The organism is Mycobacterium asiaticum DSM 44297, assembly GCF_000613245.1.
In the GTDB taxonomy this organism is placed as follows: Bacteria; Actinomycetota; Actinomycetes; order Mycobacteriales; family Mycobacteriaceae; genus Mycobacterium; species Mycobacterium asiaticum.
Genome location: NZ_HG964937.1, coordinates 1,359,909 through 1,371,548, shown reverse-complemented (window position 1 = coordinate 1,371,548; position 11,640 = coordinate 1,359,909). Strand labels below are relative to the sequence as shown.

The 11,640-nt window shown below is 66.2% G+C and carries 13 protein-coding genes; 6 read left to right on the top strand and 7 right to left on the bottom strand.

Translation table 11 applies throughout. From position 1 onward, the window contains the following. Positions 1-30: 30 nt before the first annotated feature. Both BN972_RS16740 and BN972_RS16735 read right to left on the bottom strand, forming a co-directional pair. Positions 31-465, bottom strand: coding sequence for a Fur family transcriptional regulator (locus BN972_RS16740; protein WP_036359978.1), 435 nt, complete (start codon positions 463-465; stop codon positions 31-33). Positions 466-558: 93 nt separating this feature from the next. After that, positions 559-1,263, bottom strand: coding sequence for a DUF899 domain-containing protein (locus BN972_RS16735; RefSeq protein WP_036359976.1), 705 nt, complete (start codon positions 1,261-1,263; stop codon positions 559-561). Positions 1,264-1,440: 177 nt separating this feature from the next. Here BN972_RS16735 and BN972_RS16730 point away from each other — a divergent pair, with 177 nt between their 5' ends. From BN972_RS16730 to BN972_RS16720, 3 genes are all read left to right on the top strand, one after another. Beyond that, complete coding sequence (locus tag BN972_RS16730; RefSeq protein WP_036359974.1) at positions 1,441-2,304, top strand: cyclopropane mycolic acid synthase family methyltransferase; 864 nt, start codon at positions 1,441-1,443, stop codon at positions 2,302-2,304. A 65-nt stretch (positions 2,305-2,369) separates the two neighbouring features. Continuing rightward, positions 2,370-2,648 carry a hypothetical protein gene (locus tag BN972_RS16725; RefSeq protein ID WP_036359970.1) on the top strand — a complete coding sequence of 93 codons (279 nt, stop codon included), beginning with the start codon at positions 2,370-2,372 and terminating at the stop codon, positions 2,646-2,648. A 104-nt stretch (positions 2,649-2,752) separates the two neighbouring features. Beyond that, positions 2,753-3,439 (top strand): class I SAM-dependent methyltransferase, encoded by a 687-nt coding sequence (locus tag BN972_RS16720; protein ID WP_036359968.1) that lies wholly within the window; start codon positions 2,753-2,755, stop codon positions 3,437-3,439. Here BN972_RS16720 and BN972_RS16715 read toward each other — a convergent pair. Genes BN972_RS16715 through BN972_RS16705 form a run of 3 tightly spaced genes read right to left on the bottom strand, consistent with a single transcriptional unit; the run spans position 3,420 to position 6,491 of the window. Further along, a complete protein-coding gene (locus tag BN972_RS16715; protein WP_036359964.1) occupies positions 3,420-4,496 on the bottom strand; it encodes a prenyltransferase/squalene oxidase repeat-containing protein in 1,077 nt (358 codons plus the stop codon). The two genes, BN972_RS16720 and BN972_RS16715, sit on opposite strands and share 20 nt — an antisense overlap. Beyond that, entirely contained in the window at positions 4,483-5,241 is a 759-nt protein-coding gene (locus BN972_RS16710) for a class I SAM-dependent methyltransferase (RefSeq protein ID WP_036359960.1), read from the bottom strand. Before BN972_RS16710 ends, BN972_RS16715 begins: the two co-directional genes overlap by 14 nt. Then, the gene (locus BN972_RS16705) at positions 5,235-6,491 is read right to left on the bottom strand and encodes a glycosyltransferase family 4 protein (protein WP_036359954.1); all 1,257 of its coding nucleotides are present in this window, start codon (positions 6,489-6,491) and stop codon (positions 5,235-5,237) included. Before BN972_RS16705 ends, BN972_RS16710 begins: the two co-directional genes overlap by 7 nt. Before the next feature lie 245 nt (positions 6,492-6,736). Between BN972_RS16705 and BN972_RS16700 the strand changes: the two genes are divergently transcribed. The 3 genes from BN972_RS16700 to BN972_RS16690 all read left to right on the top strand — a co-directional run bounded on the left by BN972_RS16700 (position 6,737) and on the right by BN972_RS16690 (position 9,569). Next, complete coding sequence (locus BN972_RS16700; protein ID WP_036359950.1) at positions 6,737-7,546, top strand: lysophospholipid acyltransferase family protein; 810 nt, start codon at positions 6,737-6,739, stop codon at positions 7,544-7,546. Between the two features lies 1 nt (position 7,547). Continuing rightward, positions 7,548-7,982 carry an SRPBCC family protein gene (locus BN972_RS16695; protein ID WP_036359947.1) on the top strand — a complete coding sequence of 145 codons (435 nt, stop codon included), beginning with the start codon at positions 7,548-7,550 and terminating at the stop codon, positions 7,980-7,982. Between the two features lie 201 nt (positions 7,983-8,183). Then, on the top strand, positions 8,184-9,569 hold the full coding sequence (locus BN972_RS16690) for a PPE family protein, SVP subgroup (protein ID WP_036359944.1): 1,386 nt from the start codon (positions 8,184-8,186) through the stop codon (positions 9,567-9,569). Positions 9,570-9,602: 33 nt separating this feature from the next. On the opposite strand, the gene BN972_RS16685 is transcribed toward BN972_RS16690, so the two are convergent. Together BN972_RS16685 and BN972_RS16680 are read right to left on the bottom strand one after the other, a co-directional pair. Then, positions 9,603-10,244 carry a cutinase family protein gene (locus BN972_RS16685; RefSeq protein WP_036359942.1) on the bottom strand — a complete coding sequence of 214 codons (642 nt, stop codon included), beginning with the start codon at positions 10,242-10,244 and terminating at the stop codon, positions 9,603-9,605. 56 nt (positions 10,245-10,300) lie between these two features. Then, positions 10,301-11,587, bottom strand: coding sequence for an Rv1453 family transcriptional regulator (locus BN972_RS16680; RefSeq protein ID WP_051545531.1), 1,287 nt, complete (start codon positions 11,585-11,587; stop codon positions 10,301-10,303). Positions 11,588-11,640: the final 53 nt, after the last annotated feature.

The following is an 11,640-nucleotide window of genomic DNA, read 5'->3' as shown; positions in this document are numbered from 1 at the left end:
TTCCTTCCGGGTGTTAGTGAATCGGGCTGATCAGGAATCAGAACAGTCGGGGCACAGGCCCCAATAGATGACTTCGGCCTCGTCGAGAACGAAACCATCCAAGACATTGCTTTCGTCCGACGGCGTCAGACATGGTGCCTCGCCGACCGCGCAATCGACGTCGGCGATCACCCCGCACGCCCGGCAAACCACGTGGTGATGGTTGTCGCCGACGCGCGACTCGTACCGAGCGACCAAGCCGGACGGCTGAATTCGCCGAACCAGTCCCACCGCCGTCAGCACGTTCAGGACGTCATACACGGCTTGGCGCGACACGTCGGGAAGTCCTTGCCGCACCGCCGAGAAGATCGTGTCGGTGTCGGCGTGCGGATGGGCGCGCACTGCTTCCATCACTGCGACCCGAGGGCGCGTCACCCGCAAATCCGCCATCCGCAACTGCTCGGCGTAATCCTGGGCTGAGGACACAAACCCCTATATTTCGCCCTTATCTGGAGTCGGTCAAGACTTTGCGGGCGCCGAACGTGGGCCTTACGAACGAAATGTCGGCTGAGCGCCGCCCTAAGCCCCACGCTCGACGGTTGAGGAGCCGGGTCCGTAGGCGCGAGCGATGTCGGGCGAATCGAGCCAACCGGAGTAGGTGGGCCGCGACGGCCAGCCCGGCGGTGAATCGAGCCATTCCTCCTGCCGACCCCAGGGCAGGATGTCGATCAGCGCGAAGGAGTGGCTGAGCTGCTCGGTGCCGCGGCCGGCGGTGTGCCAGGTGCGGTAGACGGTGTCCCCGTCGCGCAGGAACACGTTGACCGCGAACCCGCCCCCGGGCGGCGCGTCCATGTCGGCGCCGAAGGTGCTGTCGGCAGCGGAGTACCACTCCATCGCGTTGCCCACCTTGCGCTTGTAGGCCAGCGCCTCGTCGATCGCGCCGTTGGTGACGATGACGAAGCGGGCGTCGTAGTTGTCCAGGAATTCGAGCCGGGTGAACTGCGAGGTGAACCCGGTGCAGCCGCCACACTGCCACTCGGCACCCGGGGTCCACATGTGGTGGTAGACGATCAGCTGCGCGCGACCGGCGAAGACATCGGCCAGCCGGATCGGCCCGTCGGCACCGATGAGCGTGTAGTCGGGCAACTCGACCATCGGCAGCCGGCGCCGCTGGGCGGCGATCGCGTCGAGCTCACGGGTGGCGGCCTTCTCGCGTTTGCGCAGCTCGTCCAGTTCGGCGCGCCAGGTCTGCAGGTCCGCTACCGGCGGCAGGGCGTTCGGCATGGCATTCCCCTTCGCTGTTGATCCGTCCGTTCTAGAGGTATGACCGGCGGCCGCCCCGAAACTCATCGCTACCTCATCGCTCGGCGTTTGACGTGGGTTGCGGCGGGAATTCTGCTGCGGGCCGGCGTCGGGCGCGCGGGTTGATTACGCAGCTTCGGGCCAGGAAGGCACATCCACATGTCTGAGCGACTGACGCCGCATTTCGCCGATGTGCAGGCACACTACGACCTGTCGGACGACTTCTTCCGGCTGTTCCTCGACCCCACCCAGACGTACAGCTGCGCCTACTTCGAGCGCGACAACATGTCGCTCGAGGAGGCCCAGCTCGCCAAGATCGACCTGTCACTGGGCAAGCTTGGGCTGCAACCGGGCATGACACTGCTGGACATCGGCTGCGGTTGGGGCGCGACCATGCGCCGGGCGATCGAAAAATACGACGTGAACGTCGTGGGTCTCACCCTGTCCAAGAATCAGGCGACCCACGTGCAGGCGACGTTCGACCAACTGGACACCCAGCGCAGCCGGCGGGTGCTGTTGAAGGGCTGGGAGGAATTCGCCGAGCCGGTGGACCGCATCGTGTCCATCGGTGCGTTCGAGCACTTCGGTCACGACCGCTACGACGACTTTTTCGGGCGGGCCGCGAGGCTGCTGCCGAATGACGGGGTAATGCTGCTGCACACCATCACTGGTTTGACCATGGCGGAGTTGCTGGCAAGCGGCCTACCCATCTCCATGGAGCACATCCGCTTCGTGAAGTTCATCAGCACCGAAATCTTTCCCGGCGGACGCCTGCCGTCGGTGGACATGGTGGCGGACGGCTCTGCAAAGGCGGGTTTCCGGCTGACGCGCCGCCAATCGCTGCAGCAGCATTACGCAAGGACCCTCGACATCTGGGCACAGGCGCTGGAAGCCCGCCGGGACGACGCCCTGGCGCTCCAGGGGCAAGAGGTCTACGACCGCTATCGCAGGTACCTGACCGGCTGCGCGGAGGCCTTCCGCGCCGGCTACATCGACGTCAACCAGTTCACGCTGCAGAAGTGAGGCGTTTGGGGAGACTACGCCGCGGATAATAGACAGCTGAGACTCCGACTTGAGGAAGGGTAAAGATGAAGCGCCTTGCACCTGCCATGGTTGCCATCGCCGCGCTGATGTTCAGTGGGTGTTCGGCCTCAGAAGTCATCAATACCGGTGGCGACACCAAGTGCAAGGACTACACCACCCAAGACGAGAAGAAGCAGAGCGAAGAAGTCAGCAAGATGCTCAAGGACAAGAGCGGTGCTGAACCGAGCTCGCTGGAGATCACCGCGACCCGGGCGTCTGTGCAGGCCTACTGCCAGACCGTCGGGAAGCCGGACAGCAAGATTTCCGAGGCGCCGCACGGCTGAGGCCTGCGCCGGACGGCTGTCCAGCGAGCGTCGTTGGCGCGAAGCGCCAGCAAGGACTGTGACCACGCTGTCGGTGCTGGGTAGGCGCCCGATAGGTTCGGCTGATGGGTGATAACCACACCACTTCGACCGAGCGCTTGTTCGGGCTGGCCGAGCAAGTTCGGGGCTTTATGCCCAGCGACGAGGGCCGGGCACTGTATGAGGCGGCACGGCGCTTCCTGAGCGGCGGGATCGGCGTCGAAATCGGCACGTATTGCGGCAAGTCGACACTGTTGCTGGGCGCGGCGGCGCAGGAAACCGCCAGTGTGCTCTACACGATCGACCATCACCATGGCTCCGAGGAGCATCAGGCAGGCTGGGAATACCACGACGCGTCGCTGGTGGACGAGGTCACCGGATTGTTCGACACCTTGCCGACCTTCCGCCGGGCGCTGGACGCCGCTGCCCTCGACGACCACGTCGTCGCTGTCGTCGGCAAGTCACCGGTCGTGGCTCGAGGGTGGCGGTCCCCATTGCAGTTTCTGTTCATCGACGGCGGTCACACCGAGGCGGCCGCCGCCCGCGACTTCGAGGGCTGGGCCAAGTGGGTTGATGCCGGTGGGGGATTGGTCATCCACGACGTGTTTCCCGATCCCGCGGACGGTGGTCGGGCACCATACCAAATCTATTGCCGCGCAATGAATTCAGGCCAGTTCCGCGAGGTCGATGCGACGGGATCGCTGCGGGTGCTGCAGCGGGTGGACGGCCTGGCGGGGGAGCCGGTCGAGGTCCTCAGCGACCAGGCCCGGTAGACACGCACTCACAGTCGAAGTCGGTCTGCAGCCCCATCGGCAGGCCGTCGCCGCGGAAGATGCCGCTGCCGGGTGTGGTGTCGGACAGCGCGTCGGCCGCCAGGATCACAGCCGCGCCGGTCCAGGTGGTGCGCTCCTCGGGCCACCGCTTGCCGTCGGCGAATACCAGCCCAGTCCAGTAGGATCCGTCGTTTTCGCGGAGGTGTTGCATCGCGCCGAACTGCTGGTGTGCGGCTGACCGGTGACCGATGGCATCGAGGGCCATCACCAATTCGCATGTCTCCGCACCGGTCACCCACGGCCGGTCGAGCACGCAGCGAATACCGAGCCCGCCGACCACGAAGTCGTTCCAGCGCTGGGAGATTCGGGCTTCGGCCGCCGGACCCCGCAGGGCACTACCGAGGATCGGGTAGTACCAGTCCATCGAGTAACGGTCCTTCTCGGTGAACGCCTCGGGGTGCGCGACGATCGCGTGGCCCAGCCGGCCCAACGCCAGTTCCCATTCCGGTTGCGGCTCCCCGATCAGGGCGGCCAGCGCCAGCGCACACCGAATACTGTGGAATATGCTGGCGCACCCGGTCAGCAACGCCTCCGGCAACGGCCCGGCTTCGCTTCGGGCCCAACTGATTTCGCCGTATCCGGTCTGCAGGTCGATGACGAAGTCGATCGCCCGCTGCACGACCGGCCACATGGTCTGCGCGAAGCTCTCGTCACCGGTGACAAGCACATGGTGCCAAACGCCCGCGGCGATGTATGCGCAGAAGTTGCTGTCGCTATTGGCATCTTCGATCACGCCCGCACGCAGCTGTATCGGCCAGGATCCGTCGGGCCGTTGCGTGCGGCGACACCAGTCGTAAGCGGCCCGCGCCGGCTCAAGCAGGCCGGCCGCAGTGAGCGCCATCGCGTTCTCGACGTGATCCCACGGATCGGTGTGCCCGCCGGTGAACCAGGGAATGGCGCCCGACGGCTCCTGCGCAGCGGCGATCGACAGCGCGGTCTGTCGGCACTGCTCGGGGCTCAGGACTCCCGCAACGGCCGGCACGTTATCCCGACGCAACTGAGTACCCCTGGGGTGCTGCGGCTTTCGCCGTCAGCGGTTTGGTGAAATACATCGCCACGCTCTTGCCCACCAGCGGATTGAGCACCGTCTCGGCGAGGTGGGTGATCTTGGGCCGTTGCATCAGGTCCCAGACCAGCAGCTTGTGATAAGCGGTGACCGCGGGGTGGTCGTTGTTCGACGGACCCACCGCGCATTTGAGCCACCAGAAGGGTGAGTGCAGTGCGTGGGCGTGATGGGTATGGGTCAATTCCATGCCGCGGCCGGCAATCTTGTCGCGCAGATCGGAGGCCCGGTAGATCCGGACGTGTCCACCCTCATTGCTGTGATACTCCTCGGACAGCAGCCAGCAGACCCGCTCGGGCAACCAGCGCGGTACGCTGACCGCAAGTGTCCCACCGGGTTTGAGCACCCGGATCAATTCGGCGATCGCGGCGTCGTCCTGTGGGACATGCTCGAGGATCTCCGAGGCGATGACGCAGTCGAAGGTGCCGTCGCTGTAGGGCAGGTTGAGCGCGTCACCGCGCACCACCTTCGCAGATGCCGTCGCCGGCGCCTCGCCCGTCTCGGCCATGGCCCGCAGCAGGGTGTCCACCGAACGAAGCTCGGCGGCATCCTGGTCGAACGCGACCACGTCGGCACCCCGCCGGTAAGCCTCGAAGGCGTGTCGGCCGGCGCCGCAGCCCACGTCGATCACCGTGACGCCCGGGCCGATGCCGAGCCGGTCGAAGTCAACTGTCAGCATCGCGCTTCGCCCTCGACGGCGGCGCGGCGCGCAATCGCCCGCTCGTAGACGCGCACCGTCTGCGCGGCCACGGCTTCCCAGCTGAATACATTGACCGCGCGCGCCCGCCCGGCAGCGCCGAGGCTCCGGCGCCGCTCCGGCGAATCAAGCAGGTTGCCGAGAGCCTGGGTCAGGGCGTCGACGTCAGCGGGCGCCACGAGTTCCGCGCACGCACCGTCGGTGCCGAGGACTTCGGGCAGCGCACCGACCCGGCTGGCAACGATCGGGGTTCCGCTCGCCATGGCTTCCACAGCGGGCAGCGAAAACCCTTCGTAGAGCGATGGAATGCACGCGACCTCGGCCGAGGCGAACAGGGCGGCCAGCTCGGCGTCGGGCAGCCCGCTGGCGATGTGGACGATGTCGGAGATTCCCAGTTCGGCGATCAGCTTGTGCGTGGGGCCGTTGGTCTCCACTTTGGCGACCAGACGCAACTCGAGGTCCCGGCTGGTCCGCAACTTCGCGACGGCGTGCAACAAAGTGCTGACGCCCTTCAGTGGGGTGTCGGCGCTGGCAATCGCCATAACCCGGCCCGGTTGCCGCGCAGTCGATCCCGGTTTGAAGAGTTCGGTGTTCACCCCCAGGGGCACCACGTGCAGTTGCTCGGCGGAGACGCCGAAATCAGTGACGATGTCGGCGGCCGACGACGACGAGACCGTCAGCAGGTCCGGGATCTGGCGGGCGACCTGCTTTTGCATATTGGAGAACCCATACCAGCGGTGCACCAACGGCTTTCGCCACCAGCGCGCGGCGGCCAGATCGAGCAGCCGGTCACGGGTGATGGGGTGGTGCACGGTGGCGACCACCGGCATCCCCGTCTCGGCGAGCGTCAGCAGCCCGGTGCCAAGACTCTGGTTGTCGTGCACGACATCAAACTCGCCTACCCGCTCGGCCAGTAGGCGCGCTACTCGCAGCGTGAACGTGCGCGGTTCGGGGAATCCCGCGGTCCACATTGTCGCGAGTTCCAGCAGGTCGATCGAATCACGGATCTCGCTGGGGCGGGGCACCCGGAACGGGTCCGGCTCGCGGTACAGATCCAGGCTGGGGACCTTGGTCAAGCGCACCCGCGGATCCAGCAGCTCGGGATACGGCTGCCCGGAGAACACCTCCACCTCGTGACCGAGATCCAATAGGCCGCGGCTGAGATGCCGCACGTACACACCCTGTCCGCCGCAGTGGTCCTTACTCCGGTAGGACAGCAGAGCAATTCGCATACTCAACCCTTCGCTGCCAGCGAGCCACCGCGAAAACGCGCCGGGTGCATTGCGGTCAACGGGCCCGCGTAGACCGCGACAGCAAACTGGACATGTGTCCAGATGATAGTTCGATCAGCTAATCGACGCAAACCCAACCCCCGAACGGCACCGTCGCAACAATAGCCGCTGCGTCCAGGGACCCCGGTGCGGCCACCGACAACGATCGTGATTAAAAATTCGCCGCGCGGGATAGTGTCAATCGAGTGACCCGGCAACGCCTTCCGCAGGAACTTCGCCACCGCGATCCCGAGTTCATCCGCTCCGTCCTGCCCCCGCTGTGGCTGGCGGCCACGGTGTGGTTCCGCGCGGAGGTGCACGGCTTCGAGAACGTTCCCGACGAGCCGGTGCTGTTCGTCGGAAACCACAGCGGTGGCGGCGCGACCCCGGACACGTTCATCTTCCTGCTCGCTTACAACACCTATTTCACGGTTGAGGGCCGCCCGCTTTACGCCCTCGCCCACGACACGATCACCGCCGCGCCGGGGATCGGGGGATTGACCCGCAAGCTCGGTGTGGTTCCGGCCGCCAACTCGTTCGCTGAGCGCGTCTTCAACAGCGGCGGCTCGGCGCTGGTTTATCCCGGCGGCGACGTCGAGGCGCTGCGACCCTGGCGCGACCGCAACAAAATCATCTTCTCCGGCCGCAAAGGTTTCCTGCGGTTGGCTCACAAGTGCAACGTGAAAATCGTCCCGGTGGTGGCCACCGGCGGCCACGACACGTTGATCGTGCTCAACGACGGTCGTCGCACCGCTCAGCTGCTGCGGCTGGACAAACTGGCCCGGGTCAAGAGCCTGCCGATGACGTTGAGCATCCCGTGGGGCCTGTCGCCGCTGCCGCTGCCGCACTTCCCGCTGCCGGCCAAGATCCGCATGCAGGTGCTCGAACCGGTGGACCTGCGCGAGCGATACGGCGACGACCCCGACTGGGGTCACGCCTACGACTACGTCACCAGCGTCATGCAGGTGGGACTTTCGAAACTGGCCAGCAAGACGATCGTTCCGCTGGTCCGGTGAGATGACCCAGACCGTCACGGTTAGCCGCCATGTCCGCTGCCCTCTGGAAGAGAGCAGCAGCTTCGTCACCGACCCGCACCGGCTGATCCCGCAGGTATCCACATTCAGCCGGTGCCGGTTCGTGAAATCCCGCGCCGACGGCGAACTTTGGGACGTCTACCTCGACGGGGGCACGATCCAGCTCGGTGGCCGGGTGCTGATTGCCCCACCCCGGGGCAGCCTGCTCAAATGGCGGTCGGTGCAGGGCACCCGGCACTCGTTCATGGCGCTGGTAGAGCCCGAGGGCGACGGCAGCCGGCTTACACTGAGCCTGACGTTCTCCACGAAGGGCCTGGGCCTGGCCCGGCTCAGCGAATGGATCGGCCGGGGGCTGGTGAACCGCAATCTCGAGGCTGCCGCCGAGGAAATTCGTCATCACCTGGAGTTCGAGCTCTAGCTGCCACGGATTAGCTACCGGCCCCGTGGCCCAGGGAACGCGGGCCGCAAAGAAGAATGTGTGATTTATTAGTGACGGCTGTGGGAACAACAAGCGTTTAGCAGGTAGTTCGGGCCTAGCACTCGCGCCGGCAGTTGGGCGGCGCACCGAGTCCGCGTGCAGGCAGGCTCGCAGCCGCCCAGACCGATCGGAGAGGGTGCGATGGACTTTGCATTGTTGCCACCGGAGATCAATTCGACCCGGATCTACACCGGACCCGGCTCGGGGTCCCTGCTGGCCGCCGCCGCGGCCTGGGATGAAGTGGCAACCGAGCTGTATTCGGCAGCCAGCGCATATCAGTCGGTGATCTCAACCCTGACCGCCGGGCCGTGGACCGGTCCGTCGTCGGCCGCGATGGTCGCCGCCGCCGCTCCCTACGTGACATGGCTGCAGGGCACCGCCCTACAGGCCGAGGAGACGGCCGCTCAAGCCACCGCCGCGGCCGTCGCCTACGAAACGGCGTTCGCCGAAACGGTGCCGCCCCCGGTGGTCGCGGCCAACCGGCTGCTGCTGATGACGCTGGTCGCCACCAACTTCTTCGGACAGAACACCCCGTTGATAGCGCTGACCGAAACCCAGTACGCGGACATGTGGGCCCAGGACACCGCCGCCATGCAGGGCTATGCCGGCGCCTCAGCCAAAGCCACCACGCTCTCGCCTTTCACCGAGCCGGCCGCCACCACCGACCCAGCGGGTTCGGCCACCCAGTCCACGGCGGTCAGTCAGGCCGCCGGCACCGCCGCGGGCAACGCGCAGAGCAGCGTCGCCAATGCCGCTCAGGCGTTCTCGGCGGTGCCGAACTCGCTGAGCAGCCTCGCCGCGCCGGCGGCTGCCGCTGACGCGGTGGACCCGATACAGGTCCTGGACATTTTGGGCGACCTCAGTGGCCTGTTCCTGGACCCCGGTATCGGCACGGCCGGGTTGTCCACCGACGCGGTGCTGGCCGGTGCGGCGCTGCCCTATGACATCAACGGGTACTTCGTCGGCCTGCACACAGACGACATCGTCAGCGGCTGGGCGGGGGTCGAGAGCTGGCCCGGCACAGCGGCGGTGCCGCCGAAACCGTTCCCGGTTATCACCAATGTGGGGTCGACGGCCTCGGCCGGCCTCGGTGAGGCCCGGACGATCGGCGCGTTGTCGGTGCCACCCGGGTGGACCACCGCGGCTCCGGCTACCCGGCTGGCCGCCTTGGCGCTGCCTATGACCAATACCGCCACCACCGCTGCCGCCGCCGCGGAGACCTCCGCCAGCGGGGCGGGAACCCTGTTCAGTCAGATGGCACTCGCGGGCATGGCCGGCCGCGCGATGGCGGGCACCGTCGGCGGCGGGGGCGCTAGCGCGCGCACCCGGGAGCGAGTCGCGGTGACCAAGACCGACGCGCAACCGCCCGAGGCAACCGAGGACGCCGCGGCCGCATCGCCAGTCCCGGCGGGTGGGCCGATCACCAGCATCGCCGCCGAACTTCGCGAGCTGGCGTCGCTGCGCGACGCGGGCATCCTGACCCAGGACGAGTTCACCGAGCAGAAACGACGCTTGCTCGCCCACTGAACCCCTGCGGTGGACGGCGCGAGCGTAGAAACGCTACTTGAGCCTGTTGGCCGCGAACGTGGCAGCCTGGTTCGTCATGCCGTTCTCGATGTAGACGACGTGCGCCATGATGTTGCCGCCGCCGGTGCAGATCGGGTCATCCGGGGCGCATTGGCTGATCAGCTTGCCGCTGTAGAGCGGGCTGATGGCCGGAAGCGGTCCGCCCCACAGCGCGCTGGAGAATCCGCTGGACGGTTCGCCGAAGTAGGCGACGGCGGCGACGTGGTTGGCGACCGGGGCCGGCATCTGGGTGGTGGCCAGGTTGATCACGGTCGCGCCCTGGGAGTACCCACCCAGCACGATCTTGGTGTTGGGGCAGCTGGCCACGGTGCCTTGAATGTGAGCGCTAGCGTCGTCGGCGCCACTCGGTGCACTGTGCCGGTAGTCGTCGTTGGCGGGGTAGTTCACCGCGTAGACCTCGACGGAACGGCCGGCGACCTGCGAAGTGAGGTCGTCGACGAACGCCTGTCCGACGTTGCCCAACCCGGGGTCCTGATGGGTGCCGCGCGCGAACACGATGGACACGTCGGAGCAGGGGTCAGCCGAGGCGGTCGGGCCCGCGATGGGCACGCTCAGCAGCGCCCACGTCATCACGACCAGAACTCCACCAAAACGTGCCAAGCTGCGCGCAGTCATGCCGAGAATCCTGGCATACGCCGATGTCACCAACTGAAGCGGGGAAGACGGCCACCTCAGGACATGTTGTCGTTGCTGAGGTCTTGTTCTTGACTACCAGACCATTTCAGCGCTTCCAGCGCGACGGCCACCCGAACGGTAGTGCGGTCCAGCGGCCGAGGCAGTAGCCGTTGCGCCGTATCGAGGCGGCTCAGCAACGTGTTGCGGTGAATGTAAAGCTGTTGCGCGGCCCGGGCAGCATTGCACTGCTCGTTGATATAGGTCAGCAGGGTGTCCCGCAGCACCGAACCCGCCGAGGCAAAAGCGCCCAGGGTGTTGGTGACGAAATCGTCTGAGTAGTCCGGCTTTTGCGTAAGCAGCGCAACCATTTGCACGTCGTCGAAGAACGCGACCTGTTGTCGTGAACGCAGCCGGACCATCATGTGCTGTGCGGCGAGGGCCTGTTGATGGCTGCGCCGAAAACCTTCCACACCCCGGGCGCTGGTTCCAATTGCGATGCGTAGCTTGGGCGTTTCGTCGAGCACTCGGCGAACCTGATCGCTGTCGATGTCAGTGACGTCCTTGAACCACACCCACCTGGTCGCCTCGGCGGCCAATATGGTGAGCGGTTGCGGACATCCAACAGCGTGGCACACCGCGGCGGCTGTTCGATCCAGCATGCGATACTCGTCGTCCGATTCGTCGCACCAGATCACCGCTGCCGTATGCGATCCGGAGAGGGTATAGCCGAGCCGGGCCTCGGCGCGCTTGTGGTTGACCGACTCGCGGGCAAGGATGAACTCCACGATCTTGCGGCGTTCTATGAGCGCCCCCTGGGCCAGCTCGGTGTGCTCCAACTTCATCTGCCTGGTGATGCCGGCCAGGGTGGCATCCACGAAATCACTGGCCGACTTGGCAACCAAATTGAGCAACTCGTGCAACTCGTGCGGTGTCGAGGTGAGGTCGAAGACGATGTCCATCCACCGTTGCAGGGCGACGTTCTGGCCGATGCGGAAGACGTCGTGCACGGACGCGCCGAGGCCACGCCGCACCAGGACCCGAGCCATGCGCAGCGGTTCGGGGCCCAAATACGCGGTGACGGGGGCGCCCGGGTCACGCAGATGACTGGTGGCGAAGTGCACCAGGGTTGCCCTGTTGGACGAGCTCACCACTGCCGCCAGGGTGGGATCACCGGCGAGAGCGGGGTTTGCGGCGACCGTGGCCCGGTCGAGTTCGGCGAGCCATTCCGGGCTGGGGTTAAGAGCGATCCAGGCTCCCTGGCGGATCAACTCGCGGATTTGCGGGGCCAAGCTGCTGTCTACCACGGAAAACCATTCGGTCGTAGGCGTGCTGTGCAGTGTCATCGAGGTCTCTTGCCTGGGTGGGTGAATCGACGCGGGCCACGGCCCACTGCATA